The organism is Kitasatospora sp. NPDC036934, assembly GCF_055608425.1.
This window is the reverse complement of sequence record NZ_JBVJQR010000037.1, coordinates 49,437-64,349: the sequence shown is the minus strand read 5'-3', so window position 1 is coordinate 64,349 and position 14,913 is coordinate 49,437. Positions and strand designations below refer to the sequence as shown.

The window sequence follows — 14,913 nt, the reverse complement described above, 5'->3', positions numbered from 1 at the left end:
CCGTCGGTACGAACGCAAGGGCGAACACTTCGCCGCCTTCGCCAGCATCGCCGCAGCACTCATCTGTCACCGCCGACTGTCCAAATGAGATGACTTCTAAGTCCCGGTTCAGGAAGGCCAGTTCCCTGAAGCGCTCGGCCAGCGCGTCGAACGAGAACTCCAGCGCCTCGAAGATCTCGGCATCGGGCCGGAAGGTGATCGCGGTCCCGCTGCCGACGGCAGGTCCAGCGTGGGCGGGCGGCGCGACGGCTACACCTCGCTCCTACTCCAGCACCCAGCGGGCGCCATCGCGCCGTACCTCGGCCGTCAGACGGCCCGACAGCGCGTTGACGACGGCCAGTCCCACACCGGAGTAGCCGCCGAACAGCGAGCGCCGGTTGGCAGGCTGCACCCCGCAACAGAGCACGGTCAACCGGGTCTCCAGTGGAGGGCCGTCACTGTGGCCGGCGTGCTCGACCGGGACGCCCGTGCCGTCATCGGCGACGCGGATGCCGCCGTCGGCGGTGAGGGTGATCTCGACACGGCTGGCAGTGCCGCCGAGGATCTCATCCAGTGCCCGCTCGGCGGCCTCGAACACCAGGTGGTGGAGGCCGCTCACCGATCGATCCGATGTACATCCCGGGCCGCCTCCGAACGGCCTCCAGGCCCTACAAAATCACGATCGTGCTGGCGTCGTACGCCTTGGATTCCTCGCTCATGATGCCCCCTCCGAGGGTATCCGACAGAGCTCCCCCAGCCTAGGAGATTTCCGAGAGAACGCCAGGTCAGAACCAATTTGGCGAGGCCGCTGGCATGCTCCTGAGGAACAATCGGGAGCACCCGGCCAGGAGAAGGTGCGCACTGTCGCCGCAAGCCCGCCGCGGCCCTCTGAGGGTCGTCTGCGCCACTGTTTCGGGCGGCTGCGGGGCCACGAGTTTCAGGAATTTTCACGTCGGCCCGGTGCGGTCGTGGATGTCGGGCGAACCGTCCGGCTCCGCAGCCGTTTGGGCCCACGGAGCCGGACGGTTTGACTGATGAGTGGGCCGTTTCAGTTGTTCGGCTTCCTGACGCCGGGCGTGGAGGAACGACGTTTCGCGTGCAATTGCGAGGGGGTACGGCGCAGCAATGCGCCGCACCTGCCGGACACACGGCCTGGGAGCGACTGTCCTTCGGCGCTGGAGCCAAGCGCCCTCGAGGTCGCTCTGGTTGTTCCTGAAGCCCGTTCCCGCGTCCTGCGCCGCCTCACGACAACGGGCCGGTCGGCGGCCCGGTCTCAGGGCCGCCGACCGCTCATAGCCCCGGCCGGCCACGGAGCGCGGCAGGCATGCCGCTCCGTCAGCTCGCGCCGCCTCGCCTTCGGCTGGGCGGCGGGCGGTCCGGAACTCTGCGCCTCAGGCGACCAGTACGCCCTTGTCGGCAGAGATCTCCGCGAAGGCGGCGGCGAGCTTCTCCGCCCCCTGCCGCACGGTCTCGTACGGGCGGGCCAGAGAAATCCGGATGAACCGCTCACCGCTCTTCGGGTCGGCCCAGTGGAACGGCGCGCAGGGCAGCACGTGGACGCCCTGGGTGACCAGTTTCTGGTACAGCTCACCCGAGCCGGGGCCGTCCTCGGGCAGGGCGATCCGGGCCACGCTGATCTGCGAGGTCGGGTCGGCCAGTTCCAGGCCGACCGCCTCGATCGCCTCCCGAACCACCACACGGTTGCGCACCACCATGTCGCGGGCTCGCTCGTACCCGCCCTCGACCCAGTCCCCCGCCAGCGCGGTGACCAGGCGCAGCACCACCGGGGAGGCCGCGAGCAGCGACTCCGAGAACGCCCGGTACAGCGGAAGCGTCGTGCGCTCACTGAAGGCCAGCAGGCCGATCTTCAGCTCGTGCGTCGGCCACAGCTTGCCCGTGTCCTCGATGACGATCCAGTCGGCCCCGGCCGCGTCCAGCACCTCGTAGGTGTCGTACTGCGCGTCACGGACCTGGCCTCGGAAGCTGGCGTCGATGATGACGGTCTGCCCGTTCCGGGCGGCGTGCTCGGCCAGCGAGCGCAGGTGTCCGCGCGGCGTGACCAGGCCGGTCGGGTTGTTCGGGTGGGTCACCACGATGGCACTGACCGGCGCCTCCGGCCAGTCCCGGTCCATCAGCTGCTGCTCGGTCATCGGCACCAGCTTCAGCCCACGCGTGGTGAACAGGTCCGCAATGTTGTCGAAGGTCGGGTGCAGCACGGCGATGGTGGCGCCGACCGGCAGGGCCCGCGCGACGATGTCCGTGGCCAGCGTGGACGAGTAGCAGCTGAAGATCCGGCCCGTGCCGATGGGCGCGCTGTACTGACCGATCGCGTGCAGGAAAGCCGTGTGCGCCTCGCGCTCGATGTCCTGGAACGGCCGACTCGAAGCCTCCGCGAACATGTCCGGAATGCCGCCGATGATGGCGGCCTGCTCCGGCGTGAGCCCGAGGCGGGCGTGACCGTCGGTCAGGTTCAGGCCGCCGTCGGCATCCGTCAGCGCGTCGACCTCCATCGTGGTCAGATTGACAACGTCACTCATTGAAGAATCAGCCCCTTGTAGCGCTCGGACAACGTCATTCTCCGAATCCGGAAACGAATGCTAATGGCCGGGCCGTCTTTGTGCCTGTCCCATCTAATGGGGACCGAATTGCCGAGACGGCTGCTCGTACACTGCAGAATCCGACCGAGAAGGGCGAGATCGGCCCGGCCCGTTCCGAGGAGAAAACCCATGCACCAGCTGACGCTGACGGCGGAGGAAAACGCCGCACTGCTCCCGATGCTCACCGAACTCGCCGAAACCCACGGCACGATCGAGAATCCGGACCTGCTACGACGGGCGCCGGTCCTGGCCTGCGCCCTGCCGGTGCGGCTGCTGGAGTTCCTCGAGGAGTACCGCCGGACCGAGCCGGCGGCCGTGTGCCTGATCTCCGGGCTGGACGTGGACGAGCGGACCCTGGGCCCGACGCCGGAGCACTGGCGCAACACCCAGCACGGCTCGACGGCCCTGCCGCAGGAGATCTTCTTCTTGCTCTGCGCCGCCAGGCTTGGCGATGTGTTCGGCTGGTCCACCCAGCAGGACGGCCGCATCATGCACGACGTGCTGCCGATCAAGGGCCACGAGCACTACGAGCTCGGGTCCAACAGCCTGCAGCACCTGTCCTGGCACACCGAGGACGCCTTCCACCCGTGCCGGGGCGACTACGTCTCGCTGATGTGTCTGAAGAACCCGGACGAAGCAGCGACCACGGTCTGCGACGCCGGCTCTCTCGACTGGGCGGCGCTGGACGTCGACGCCCTGTTCGAGTCGAACTTCACGCAGATGCCCGACAATTCCCACCTTCCGCAGAACACCGCCAAGTCGACCGGTGACCCGGTCCAGGACCGGCTGCGAGAACGCAGTTTCGCACTCATCCAGTCCTGGAACGAGAACCCCGTGCAACGACCCGTCCTCTCCGGTGACCGGCACGACCCTTACATGGCCCTCGACCCGTACCACATGAAGCAGGACGACTGGTCCGAGCGTTCGCTGCGCGCGTTCCAGGAACTCTGCGAGCAGATCGAGAAGAACATGCAGGACCTGGTCCTGCGGCCTGGGGACGTTGCCTTCATCGACAATTTCCGCGCCGTACACGGGCGCCGGTCCTTCCGGCCCCGGTACGACGGTTCGGACCGCTGGCTCAAGCGGCTGAACATCACCCGGAACATCCGCGGCTCACGGGCCTGGCGGCCTTCGGCTGCGGACCCGATCATCTACTGAGCGCGGCTCCGGCGGCGGCGAACCGCCGGGCGAGCTCACCGATGGCCGGCTCGTCGACATTGCTGAAGCTGACCCGGAAGGTCCCGCAGTCGTCCGGCCCGAATGCCGTGCCGGGGAGGACCAGGGTGTCGTGCTGCAGGACCAGGTCGCGGACCACGTCCTCCGTGGCCCGGCCGGCGAAGGGGTGCCGCACCCAGCCGAAGAACCCCCCGCTGGAAAGCAGTTCGAAGCCGCCCGGCCGGTCGGCCATGACGGCGTCGAATCGGACCTTCTTCGCCGCGATTTCGGCCACCCGCGCGGCCCGCCAGTCGCCGGCCGCGGTCAGCCCGGCCCACGCCGCCTCTTGACCGATCCGAGGCGCGCAGATCGCCACGCAGTCCAGCAGCTTCATGATCTCCCGGTTGACCTCGGCGGAGGCGACCACCGCACCGACCCGGTAGCCCGGGATGGCCAGGTCCTTGGAGAAGCTGTGCAGGCTGATCACGCTGCGGCCCCAGCCCTGCTGCCCGAACAGCGCGTGCGGCGGCTCCTCGGTGCCGCAGAACGTCCGGTAGGTCTCGTCGAGGATCAGCGCGATGCCACGGCGTTCGGCCAGGGCCGCGAACCCGGCGATGACCTCGGGCGCGAGCACCACGCCGCTCGGATTGCCCGGGGTCACCAGGACGATGGCCCGGACCCGGTCGTTGATCAGCGCCTCGCACTCGGCGGGGTCCGGGACGAAGTCGGCGCCCGGCTCCAGGTAGCGCGGCCGGATGCCGTTCATCTTCAGCCACATGTCGTGGTTGAAGTAGTAGGGAAGGGCCAGCACTACCTCGTCGCCGGGCCCGGCGACCGCCGACACCGCGAGGCAGAATGCCTGGTTGCAGCCTGCGGTGACGACGATGTCGTCCATGCCCACCGTCCCGCGGTACGCCTCGCTCAGCTCGACCGCGAACACCTCCCGCAGTTTCGCGAGACCGGCCAGCTCGACGTAGTCGGCGCCGCGGGCGCTCCGCGCGACGGCTTCGACGTGGGCGACCACCTCCGGCGCGGCCGGGTACTGCGGGGCGGCCTGCGCCAGGTCCAGCAGTTCACGCTGACCACTGCAGTGGTCGAGCAGGTCGTACGCGGCGCCGATCGGAGAATCGGTCTCCCGGTGGACGAGCGGATTCAGTCGCATGTTGCGCTCCATTCTTCGGTTTCTGCGGAGCCTTCCGGGAATGTCCGGCGGGCGCCCACTCACCGGTTCAGGGGACTGGCGCCCCGAGCCCGCGCCGGGGCTCACGAGGCGTTGCCGAGCCGGTCGGCGAAGACGGCCCAGCTGCGGGCGTATCTTCGGGCGAGCCTGGCCACCGCCTGTACGGAGTGCGGGGGCAGGCCGGCCGCGATTGTCTCCCCGTCCCGCAGGAAGGCGGCACTGACGTCGAGCAGGCGCAGGACCGAGCGCCCGGTGTCGTTCAGGCGCAGGGACGGATCGCGTCGCAGGGCGTCCAGGATGTCGCCGGCCGGCAGCTCCCGGCCGGGTTCCGCGGGGCGCTGCCGGACCGCCGTCCGGGGAGCCGGGGGCTCCGTCAGGGTCGGGCTCTCCCCTCTGGCCAGCCGCGCCCGCACGTCGGAGACGGTGGTGGGCGAGACCCCGGACTCCTTCGCGATCTGCCGGAGCGAGGCGCCGGGGTTGCGGGCCAGCAACTGCGCCGCCAGGAGCCGTCCCCGGTCGGGGTCCAGCGGACGGACCCGCCCGTCCCGTCCCACCCGGGCGGTGCCCGGGGCGGGTTCGCCGTACAGGTCGCGCCGAACGTCCGCGGCCTTCCCCGGTGCCACCCCGGCCAGTGCCGCCACCGACCGGTCCGCCCACTCCGGGTGCCGGGTCAGGATGCGCCGCACCGCCGCGAGACGCTCGTCCAGCGACAGCGGACGGCCGTGCCGAACGTTCAGGGCCACTGCCAGCAGGCGGCTCTGCGTCTCGCTCCCCTCGAAGAAGCGGGCCTCGATGTGCGTGGCCCCCCGCAGCAGAGCGGCCCGCACGCGATGTACTCCGTCGATCACCGACATCGATCCGCGGTGCACCAGGACAGGTGGTAGCGACCCGTCGAGGTCGGCGAGTTCACGCGTGTAGTCAGGACATTCGACAGTGTTCCGGGGAGATCCTGCGATCAGCAGGTCCCGCAGCGCGACCGTGTGGACCGGGGCCCGGCCCACCGCATCGCGCAGTTCCAGCAGGTGCTCCGCACCGGAGCGCACGGTTGACGCTTCCACAGCAGTACGAGCAGCTTCCACCCCGGACCTCTACTGCCAACCCGAGTCGCCGGGCGCCACGACCATCGTCCGGACGCTGCCCGCCGCGACCGGCCCCGCCACCACGGCACCGCTGGCGCCCGCGGCCCATCCCCCCGACCACCCCAGCAGCCCCGACGCCGCCAGTACGCCGTTGACACGTCGCATCGTCTCTCTCCCCCAAGTATGAGTACCGGCCGGTAGCTTCCGACCGGTGGCAAGATTTTGACCGGCCGATCCGGGGGGCGAGAAGAGGGGCTGGAGGGGGCAAAGTGGCCATGTCCTCCTCAGGACACGGCCACTGCCGGAACGGCCCTTCGGTCATTCATCGCCCAGCGCCAGCAGCGGTACCTCAGCGCGCAGCAACTCCCATTCCCGGAGCGCCGGCTCGGCATCGACCAACTGCTGCCAGAGCAGCCGGGCGGACTCCTCGGCCCGGATCAGGGTCGACTCCCGCAGGTACAGGCCGACGACCGGGCAGGGGCGGTCCGAGGAATGCACGACCACGTGCACGACCCCCGGGCGGGCCGCCAGACCGGCGACGGCCGCAATGCACTCGGGCGGCAGGGCCACCGCTGCGACCAGCGGCCTCAGATGAATATGGACCAGATATGTAGTCATATGCCGCAATCAAAGGAGTCGGAACAAAAGGTGCATACCAACCAAAGTGGCTTTGCTAGAATGAAGCAACCACGAGTCAAGTTCGCAAGTACCGGAGGTGGGCCGGGTGCTCAGCCGCCTTGGAATAAGTGCAGCCGCCGAGTCGGTATATCGGACAATGCTGGCCCATCCCAACGAAAACGTCGTCAGCTGGGCGCACCGGCTCGCACTGTCAGAATCCGAAGTGCGCGACGCGCTCAGCGAGTTGAGCGAGTTTGCACTCGCCCGCCCATGCACAGAGGACCAGAACCAGGTCCGCCCGGTCAATCCGCTACTGGGCTTGGATGCCCTAATTGCGCGACAACAAGTCAATCTCGCGGCGCATCAGCAGCAGCTCGAGGAGAGTCGCGCAGCCATCGCGGAGGCGATCTCCCAGTACGGGCGCCAATACGCCGCCGGAAATGACGGAGGAATTCGCCACATAGAAGGCATCGAGGCGATACGGGAGCACCTCGAACTTCTCAACAGAACGGTCCAGGACGAGTTCCTGACGCTGGCGCCGGGAGGCGCCCAGACCGTCGCCAACATGGCCGCCTCCCGGCCCCTCAACCGCCGTCTGCTCGAACGGGGTGTCCGGATGCGGACCGTCTACCTCGACAGCGTCCGGCGCGACCCCCCGACCATGGCGCACGCCCAGTGGCTGGAGAGCCTGGGGGCACGGGTCCGCACCTCACCCACCCTGCCCAACCGCGTCATCGTCATCGACCGCCGGACCGCGCTGGTCGCGAACCGCAGCGACAACACGGCGGCCAGCGCCGTCCTGATCCAGCACCCTGGCGTGGTCGCCCTGGTCCGTGCGCTCTTCGAGAGCATCTGGGAGTCCGCCGAGCCGCTCGACACCCAGGCGGCACCGGAGCGCGGCAGGCTGCCCCGACAGCGGACCGAGGTACTGCGGCTGATGGCCCAGGGAAACACCGACGAGTCGATCGCGAACAGCCTGGGCATCTCCACCCGCACCGTCCGTCGGATCGCGTCCAACCTGCTCGAACACCTGGATGCGCGCAGCCGGTTCCAGGCCGGGGTGCACGCCGTGCAGCGCGGGTACCTGTCCGCCTCGTCCGACTGAACCGCGGGGCCGTCCAACCGCCCACGGAGGCGGTTGGACGGCCCCGGAGATTGGCCGGATCGAGTCCCCTCGGGCTAGCCGACGGCCCCGGCGATCGCGGCGAGCACCTGCTGCTCGGCCGGCCCCGTGATGAAGTGCCCACCGGGCACCCGGTCGAGGTTGAAGGCCGCCGTGGTCTCCTCGCGCCAACCGGTCATCCGCTCCGGCGGCGCGGAGAAGTCGTCGATGCCGGCGAACGCGTGGATCGGCATGCCCAACGGCACCCTGTGCCGCGGTCGGTAGGTGCTGAGCACGGTGAGGTCGGCCCGCAGGGTCGGCAGCAGGGCGGCCATCAGCTCCGGCTGGGCCAGGACCTCCTCGGGGGTTCCGCCCATGCTCCTGAGGTACCCCTCCAGGCCGTGCTCCTGGTCCTCCCACTCGAACGTGCCGTCGTCGGTGCTCGGCGCGGTGTTGGCGGCCAGGAAGAGCCGGCGCGGCTGCGGCATCGCCCGTTCGCGCAGCGTGTGGGCGAGCGCCCAGGCCACCCGGGCCCCCATGCTGATGCCGTAGAAGGCGAACGGCCGCTCCAGGAGCGGGTTGACCACCTCGATCAGGTCGTCGAGGAGCGGCTCGATCCGGTCGTACGGCGGTTCCTTGAACCGGTCGGTCCGGCCGGGCAGCTGGATCGCGATCACCTCGATGCTCGATGGCAGCAGCTTCGCCCACTGCCGGTACATCGCGGCGTTGCCACCCGCGTGGTGGAAGCACAGCAGCTGGATGGCGGCCGTGCTGTCGCGTCGGCCGAACCGCTTCAGCCAGCGTCGTTCGTCGTTCATCAACTGCCCGTTCATGTTCTGCTCCCCGGACCCGCCTCGATCAGGTAGTACGCCGATCAGCCGCTGACCACCGCATCGCGGCGCGCGCTCCGGGGGCGGAGGTCCGTCCAGTCGGCCTCCACGTAGTCGAGGCTCTCCTGTCGGCCGGCCGGGCCGTGAACGGCCTTCCAACCGGCCGGGACGTCCAGGTCGGACGGCCACAGGGAGTGCTGGTCCTCGTCGTTGACGAGAACGAAGAAGATGCCCTCGGGGTCATCGAACGGGTTCACGGCAGCGGCTCCTTACCCGGCCGAGCCGGGAGTCCAGTGCAGTCGGCAGGCCGCAGTGGCGGCACACGGCCAGATCCGCTGGCCGCGCGGCCACGTTACTAAGAGTGGCTCCCGCGGCCCCGTCCCGTGAATCGAGGACGCCCGTCTGCGGCGGTCCGCGCCTAGGGTTCCGCGAGGGCGGCCGCCCGTCCCGCCTCGTGCCGGAACCGGCCGGCGGGCCCTGCGACCAGTGCCGCCCAGCTACCGCTACGGGATAGGCATCGTTATGGACATCGCCATTGCCAAGCTTGAGGCGTGGATGCGCGACTACTACCACAAAGTCGACCACGACATCGGCAGCAGCGGTGTCCGGGATCTGACCATGGCCGAACTGCGCGCGATCTGCGGATTCGAGCTGTCGGAACTGGACACCATGATCTTCCACGACAGCGAGAGCTACGGCGGCAGCGGCCTCCGCAGCGCCCTCGCCGACAGGTGGACCAGCGGCGACGTCGATCGGATGATGGTCACCCACGGCTCCAGCGAGGCGATCTACCTGGTCATGCAGCTGCTGCTGGAGGCGGGTGACGAAGTGATCGTGGTGGACCCGGCCTACCAACAACTGCACGACATCGCGGCCTCCCGCGGCTGCCGGATCACCCGTTGGCAGCTCGACGTCACCGACGGCTTCTCCGTCGACCTCGGCCGGCTGCGGGAGCTCGCCCGCTCGCGCCCGCGGATGATCGTGGTCAACTTCCCGCACAACCCCACCGGGGCCTCGATCACCGCGGAGCAGCAGCGGGAACTGGTCGCGATCGCCGAGGAGGCGGGCGCCTGGCTGGTGTGGGACCACGCGTTCGGCGAACTGACCTACACCACCGACCCGCTGCCGATCCCGATCCAGTACGAGCGCGCCGTCGTCTGGGGTACCTTCTCCAAGAGCTACGGCCTGGCCGGCCTCCGGGTGGGCTGGTGCGTGGCCCCGCCCGAGCTGCTGGCCCGGATGGCCCTGCTGCGCGACTACATCGCGCTCTACGTCTCGCCCGTCCTGGAGTTCTTCGCGGAGCAGGCCGTCCGCAACGCGGACAAGATCGTGGCCCTGCAGAAGGAACACGCCCAGCACAACCTCCGCCTGCTCACCGACTGGGCCGCCCGCCTGCCGGAGCTGGTGCGGCTGACGCCCCCGGCCGGCGGGGTGTCCGCCTTCGTGGAGTTCCCCGGGCAGCCGGACGTGGTCCGTTCCTGCCGCCGGCTCGCCGAGCAGCACCGGGTGCTGCTGGTACCGGGCGACTGCTTCGGCGACGCCTACCGCAGCCACGCGCGACTGGGCTTCGGCGCCACGACCAAGGAACTGACAACGGGGCTCTCGCTCCTGGAACGAGTGCTGCGTGAAGACGCAGGGATGACGGTGAATCATGACTGACCTGCAGAGCCGCATCGCGGCCCTGTCCCCGGAGAAGCGGGCCCTCCTCGAACGGCGGCTCGCCGAACGCACCGCCGCGCTCGGTGGTACCGCAGAGAACCGGATCGCACCGCGCGACCGCTCGGAGCCCACTCCCCTGGCCTTCCAGCAGGAACGCGAGTGGGCCATCGGGCAGTTCCGGCCCGCCAACAACATCCCCGGCGCGTTCCGCGTCGAGGGCGCCCTCGACCTCGACCTGCTGGGCCGGGTCCTCACCGAGGTCACCGAGCGGCACGAAGTGCTGCGCTCCACGGTGGAGCTGCGGGAGGGCGGGCAGCGCGTGCAGGTGGTGCACCCGGTCACCCCGGTGCCCACCCCGGTCACCGACCTGACCGGCCTCAGCGCCGAGGAGCAGAAGGCGGAGGTACTGCGGCGGTGGAAAGCCGAGGTGGTCAAGCCCTTCGACCCGGCTCACCCGCTGCGGCTGCGGACCTCGCTGCTGCGCATGGGCGAGGACAACCACGTGGTCCTGATCACCACCGACCACGCCGCCGCCGACCTGGTCTCGGTGGCGATCCTGGTCCGGGAATTCGCCGCCCTCTACATCGGCCACCAGAACGGCGCCGAGGACATCCTCCCCCCGCTGGACATCCAGTACGGGGACTACGCCTCCTGGCAGCGCGGCTTCGGCGAGGAGGGCGTGGCCGGCGAGGTGGAGCACTGGCGCAGGACGCTGGAGGGCATCCCCGGCGCCCTCACTCTGCCCAGCAACCGGCCCTTCCCCGCGCGGCCCACCTTCGCCGGCGCCGCGCACTTCGTGGACCTGCCCGCCGACTTCGCCGAGGAGCTGCGGCAGTACACCGAACGGGAGAAGGTCTCCCTCGGGGTGGTCCTGCTGGCCGCCACCTCCGTCCTGCTGCACCGGTACCTCGGCCAGGACGACATGGTCATCGGCGAAATCGTCTCCGGCCGCAACCGGACCGAGACGGAGCAGTTGATCGGCTGCTTCGTGACCGCGCTGCCGCTGCGGATGCAGGTGACGGAGGAGATGCTCCTGCGCGACGTGGTCCAGCAGGCGCGCAGCACCGTGCTCACCGCGTACGACCACCAGAACCTGCCGATGGAGCGCCTGATCGGCCAGCTCGGCCTGGGCCACGAGGCGTCGCAGACCTCGATGAGCCACATGTGGATCGACGTGCGCACCCCGGAACGGACGCTGGAGGTACCCGGGCTGCGGATCAGCGCCGAGCCGATCGAGGTGAACGTGGCGGCCGCGCCGCTCACGCTGGACGCCAATCCGGGTGCCGAGACACTGCAGTTGCAGTGGATCTACATGACGGAGATGTTCGACACCGACACCGTCGTGCTGTTCGCGGAGCAGTTCGACCGCATCCTGCGTCGACTCGTCCGGAGCCCGGACACCACCGTCGGCGGGGTGGAGCTGGCCACCGGAACCGTCGGGGCGACCGTCCCTGCGACCGGGACGGACGCCGGGGCCACCGCCGAGCCGGGCTTCGTCGAGCTGTTCCAGCGCCAGGTCGCGCTCGCCCCGCACGCCCCCGCCGTCATCATCGACGGAACCGAGACCAGCTACGCGGAGCTCAACGAGGCCGCCAACCGCCTGGCGCACCACCTTCGTGCACTGGGCGTCGGCCCGGAGTCCCGCGTCGGCATCCTGGTGAGCCGCTCGCCGCGGCTGGCCTCGGCGATCCTGGGCGTGCTCAAGGCCGGTGCGGTGTACGTGCCGCTGGACCCCGGCTACCCGCCGGAGCGGACGGCGTTCATGCTCGCGGACGCCGACGCCTCGGTCCTGGTCACCGAGCAGGAGGCGGCCGCGGCGCTCGCCGCCGGCACCGGCGGTGACCTGCCCTTCCGCACCGTCCTTCTCGACGCCGGTCCGCTGCCCGGCGGGGACGTCGCACACGACTTGCCCGAGCTGCCCGCCCCAGACTCGGCGGCGTACATCGTCTACACCTCCGGGTCGACAGGCCGTCCCAAGGGCGCTGTCGTCGAGCACCGGTCGTTGGCGACCTTCGCCCGGGACGTGGTCGCCCGGCTCGGCCTCGGCGCGGGCGACCGGTTCCTGCAGTTCGCCTCGCCCGGCTTCGACGTGCTGGTGGAGGAGCTGTTCCCGACCTGGCTGGCGGGCGGCACCGTGGTCATCCCGACCGGCCACATCATCAGCGGCCAGGTCGACCTGGTGGACTTGATCGCGCGCGAGCGCCTGACGGTCATGGAACTGCCGACCGCGTACTGGCACGAATGGGTGCGCGAGCTGGACCGCACCGGCCGTGACCTGCCGGACAGCATGCGCCTGGTGATCATTGGCGGCGAGCGGGTGCTGCCCGACCGACTGGCCATGTGGCGACGGCTGGGCGTGCCGCTGCTGCACGTGTACGGCCTGACCGAGACCACCGTCAGCTCCACCTTCTTCCGCGTCGACCCGCGCGATCCGGTCCGCGACTGGCCGAACCTGCCCATCGGCACCCCGCTGCCCTCCGCGGACCTGCGGATACTCGACCGGCGCCTGCGGCCCGTCCCGGTGGGCGCGACGGGCGAGCTGTACATCGGCGGCGTCAGCGTGGCCCGTGGCTACCTGGGGCGCCCGGGGCTGACCGCGCAGCGGTTCGTCGCCGACCCGGAGCAGGCCGGTCGACGGCTCTACCGCACCGGAGACCTGGTCCGGCAGCGTCCGGACGGGAACCTCGAGTTCATCTCCCGGGTCGACACCCAGATCAAGATCCGCGGCTTCCGGGTGGAGCCCACCGAGATCGAGTCGGTGCTGGACCGGCACCCGCAGATCGCCGAGTCCGTCGTGACGCTGTACGAGCCGACCCCCGGCGACCGCCGCCTGGTCGCCCATGTGGTCCCCGACGGTGCGGGCATGCCCACCGTCGAGGAGCTGCGCCGGTACCTGGAGCGGGAGTTGCCCGCCTACATGGTGCCCTCGGCGTTCATCGAGCTGGACGCACTGCCGCTGTCCCCGAACGGCAAGGTCGACCACAAGCGGCTGCCGTCCCCGGAGGGGCTGCGCCCCACCACGGACGAGGTGTACGTCTCTCCGCAGACTCCCATGCAGCTGCGGCTGGCCGAGATTCTGCAACCCGTCCTGGGCGTCGGCCGGATCGGCATCCACGACAACTTCTTCGAGGTCGGCGGGGACTCCATTCTGGCCATCCAGGTGGTGGCCCGGGCCCAGGAGGAGGGTCTCCACCTGTCCCCGTACGACCTGTTCACCAACCCGACGATCGCCGCCCTGGCGGAGGTGGCCACCGCCGGACCGGCCGTCGACGCCGTCCAGGGCGACGTCACCGGGCCGGTGCCGCTCGCCCCCGGGCAACGCCGGTTCGCCACCGCCCAGGTGCCCGAGCCCCGGCACTGGAACCGCTCCGCCGTGCTGGAGCTGCCGGACCGGACCGACGCCGACCAGGTGCGGGAGGTGGTCGAGGCGCTGCTGGGCCACCATGACGGACTGCGCCAGCGGTTCCTGCTGGCCGGCCCGCGGACCAAGGTGCGGATCGCCCCGCGCGGCGACCTGACCCCGTTCGAGGAGCACGACCTGTCGGACGCGACCGATGCGGACCGGGACACCCGGCTGGCGGAGGTCCACACCGGGCTGCAGCTCGGCCTCGACCTGGCCGTGGGCCCGTTGCTGCGCGCCGCGCTGATCCGCCACGACGGGCAGCGGCCGGACCAGCTGGTCCTGGTGCTGCACCGACTGGTCGCCGACGAGACCTCGCTGGGGATCGTACTGGCGGACCTCCGCAGCGCCCTGAAGCAAGCGGCGGCGGGCGAGCAGATCCGGCTGCGGGCCAAGACCACCTCCTGGCAGTCGTACCACCGGCGGCTCGCCAAGTACGCCGCCACCGACGAGGTCCAGTCGCAGCGCGCGTACTGGGAGGCCGTATCGGCACCGGGCGGCCTGCCCGCCGACGCGGCCGGCATCCCTGTGGTGGAGCGGACGCTCACCGCAACCCTGGATGCCCCGACGACCGCCGCGCTGCTGCACACCGTCTCGGAGACGCTGAACTGCCGCACCGAGGAGCTGCTGCTCGCCGCACTCGCCCGCACGCTGGGTGGCTGGAGCGGTGCAGCGCGGCAGCTGGTGCACCTGGAGCGGCACGACCGGGCACCGGTGTTCGAGGACGTCGACCTGAGCCGGACGGTCGGCGCGCTGACCCGGGTCCATCCGGTCGTCCTGACCTGGGAGCCGGACGCTTCACCGGTCGCGGGGGTCCGGGCCGTCAAGGAGACACTGCGGACGGTACCGGCCGAGGGCACCGGCTGGGAGCTGCTGCGGCAGGACCCCGACCCGCTGCCGGACGCCCCGGCGGACCTGCTGTTCGGCTACCTCGGCGAGGAGGACGGACCGGCCTGCGAACCTGCCGGTCCCGACACCGACCCCGCGGCCCCGCGGCCGTACCCGTTCGAGGTCCGGGCCTCGGTCCGCGACGGCGAGCTGGTGGTGCGCTGGTCGTACGGCGAGGACCGGCACGACCGGCGGACGGTGGAGGGGCTCGCCGAGCGCCTGCTCGCCGAGCTCCGCCACCAGGCCGAGCCGGACCTGCGGCCCGAGGACTCGGTGCACACCCCGTCCGACTTCCCGCTGGCGCGGGTGGATCAGGGGCAGCTCGACGAACTCATCAGCCGGTTCTGACAGTCCGTCTCCGGTGTCTCCGGCGGCCTTCGTGGCCGCCGGAGACACCGGGGACGGCACCGTTTCCAGCCCGACCAA

12 protein-coding genes are annotated in these 14,913 nt (G+C 70.5%); 4 read left to right on the top strand and 8 right to left on the bottom strand.

Going from position 1 to position 14,913, the window contains the following annotated elements; all coding sequences use genetic code 11:
• Nucleotides 1-262: 262 nt before the first annotated feature.
• Together ACZ7BZ_RS34590 and ACZ7BZ_RS34585 are read right to left on the bottom strand one after the other, a co-directional pair.
• Complete coding sequence (locus tag ACZ7BZ_RS34590; RefSeq protein ID WP_470361811.1) at nt 263-598, bottom strand: ATP-binding protein; 336 nt, start codon at nt 596-598, stop codon at nt 263-265.
• A 772-nt stretch (nt 599-1,370) separates the two neighbouring features.
• A complete protein-coding gene (locus tag ACZ7BZ_RS34585; protein ID WP_470361810.1) occupies nt 1,371-2,516 on the bottom strand; it encodes an aminotransferase class I/II-fold pyridoxal phosphate-dependent enzyme in 1,146 nt (381 codons plus the stop codon).
• A gap of 189 nt (nt 2,517-2,705) precedes the next feature.
• Here ACZ7BZ_RS34585 and vioC point away from each other — a divergent pair, with 189 nt between their 5' ends.
• Nucleotides 2,706-3,734: an arginine beta-hydroxylase, Fe(II)/alpha-ketoglutarate-dependent gene (vioC, locus tag ACZ7BZ_RS34580; RefSeq protein WP_470361809.1), complete on the top strand. Its 1,029-nt coding sequence runs from the start codon at nt 2,706-2,708 to the stop codon at nt 3,732-3,734.
• On the opposite strand, the gene ACZ7BZ_RS34575 is transcribed toward vioC, so the two are convergent.
• From ACZ7BZ_RS34575 to ACZ7BZ_RS34560, 4 genes are all read right to left on the bottom strand, one after another.
• A complete protein-coding gene (locus ACZ7BZ_RS34575) occupies nt 3,724-4,893 on the bottom strand; it encodes an aminotransferase (RefSeq protein WP_470361808.1) in 1,170 nt (389 codons plus the stop codon). The two genes, vioC and ACZ7BZ_RS34575, sit on opposite strands and share 11 nt — an antisense overlap.
• 101 nt (nt 4,894-4,994) lie before the next feature.
• Nucleotides 4,995-5,738, bottom strand: a complete 744-nt coding sequence (locus tag ACZ7BZ_RS34570) for a helix-turn-helix domain-containing protein (protein WP_470361807.1) — start codon at nt 5,736-5,738, stop codon at nt 4,995-4,997.
• 261 nt (nt 5,739-5,999) lie between these two features.
• Nucleotides 6,000-6,155, bottom strand: coding sequence for a hypothetical protein (locus ACZ7BZ_RS34565; RefSeq protein WP_470361806.1), 156 nt, complete (start codon nt 6,153-6,155; stop codon nt 6,000-6,002).
• Nucleotides 6,156-6,308: 153 nt separating this feature from the next.
• A complete protein-coding gene (locus ACZ7BZ_RS34560) occupies nt 6,309-6,608 on the bottom strand; it encodes a hypothetical protein (protein ID WP_470361805.1) in 300 nt (99 codons plus the stop codon).
• A gap of 157 nt (nt 6,609-6,765) precedes the next feature.
• On the opposite strand from ACZ7BZ_RS34560, the gene ACZ7BZ_RS34555 reads away from it, so the two are divergent.
• Nucleotides 6,766-7,713, top strand: a complete 948-nt coding sequence (locus ACZ7BZ_RS34555; protein WP_470361804.1) for a helix-turn-helix transcriptional regulator — start codon at nt 6,766-6,768, stop codon at nt 7,711-7,713.
• Between the two features lie 74 nt (nt 7,714-7,787).
• Here the strand turns inward: ACZ7BZ_RS34555 and ACZ7BZ_RS34550 are convergent, their stop codons facing one another.
• Together ACZ7BZ_RS34550 and ACZ7BZ_RS34545 are read right to left on the bottom strand one after the other, a co-directional pair.
• On the bottom strand, nt 7,788-8,543 hold the full coding sequence (locus tag ACZ7BZ_RS34550; RefSeq protein ID WP_470361803.1) for a thioesterase II family protein: 756 nt from the start codon (nt 8,541-8,543) through the stop codon (nt 7,788-7,790).
• A 41-nt stretch (nt 8,544-8,584) separates the two neighbouring features.
• The gene (locus ACZ7BZ_RS34545) at nt 8,585-8,797 is read right to left on the bottom strand and encodes an MbtH family protein (RefSeq protein WP_470361802.1); all 213 of its coding nucleotides are present in this window, start codon (nt 8,795-8,797) and stop codon (nt 8,585-8,587) included.
• 265 nt (nt 8,798-9,062) lie between these two features.
• Here ACZ7BZ_RS34545 and vioD point away from each other — a divergent pair, with 265 nt between their 5' ends.
• Together vioD and ACZ7BZ_RS34535 are read left to right on the top strand one after the other, a co-directional pair.
• Complete coding sequence (gene vioD, locus ACZ7BZ_RS34540; RefSeq protein ID WP_470361801.1) at nt 9,063-10,199, top strand: capreomycidine synthase; 1,137 nt, start codon at nt 9,063-9,065, stop codon at nt 10,197-10,199.
• Nucleotides 10,192-14,835, top strand: coding sequence for an amino acid adenylation domain-containing protein (locus tag ACZ7BZ_RS34535; protein ID WP_470361800.1), 4,644 nt, complete (start codon nt 10,192-10,194; stop codon nt 14,833-14,835). Before vioD ends, ACZ7BZ_RS34535 begins: the two co-directional genes overlap by 8 nt.
• The last annotated feature ends 78 nt before the right edge of the window (nt 14,836-14,913 follow it).

What these genes read in the sequence shown, in the direction of transcription:
- ACZ7BZ_RS34560 (WP_470361805.1), bottom strand. Translation starts at nt 6,608, where the DNA reads ATGACTACATATCTGGTCCATATTCATCTGAGGCCGCTGGTCGCAGCG.
- ACZ7BZ_RS34535 (WP_470361800.1), top strand. Translation starts at nt 10,192, where the DNA reads ATGACTGACCTGCAGAGCCGCATCGCGGCCCTGTCCCCGGAGAAGCGG.
- ACZ7BZ_RS34555 (WP_470361804.1), top strand. Translation starts at nt 6,766, where the DNA reads ATGCTGGCCCATCCCAACGAAAACGTCGTCAGCTGGGCGCACCGGCTC.
- ACZ7BZ_RS34565 (WP_470361806.1), bottom strand. Translation starts at nt 6,155, where the DNA reads ATGCGACGTGTCAACGGCGTACTGGCGGCGTCGGGGCTGCTGGGGTGG.
- ACZ7BZ_RS34585 (WP_470361810.1), bottom strand. Translation starts at nt 2,516, where the DNA reads ATGAGTGACGTTGTCAATCTGACCACGATGGAGGTCGACGCGCTGACG.
- ACZ7BZ_RS34550 (WP_470361803.1), bottom strand. Translation starts at nt 8,543, where the DNA reads ATGAACGGGCAGTTGATGAACGACGAACGACGCTGGCTGAAGCGGTTC.
- vioD (WP_470361801.1), top strand. Translation starts at nt 9,063, where the DNA reads ATGGACATCGCCATTGCCAAGCTTGAGGCGTGGATGCGCGACTACTAC.
- vioC (WP_470361809.1), top strand. Translation starts at nt 2,706, where the DNA reads ATGCACCAGCTGACGCTGACGGCGGAGGAAAACGCCGCACTGCTCCCG.
- ACZ7BZ_RS34575 (WP_470361808.1), bottom strand. Translation starts at nt 4,893, where the DNA reads ATGCGACTGAATCCGCTCGTCCACCGGGAGACCGATTCTCCGATCGGC.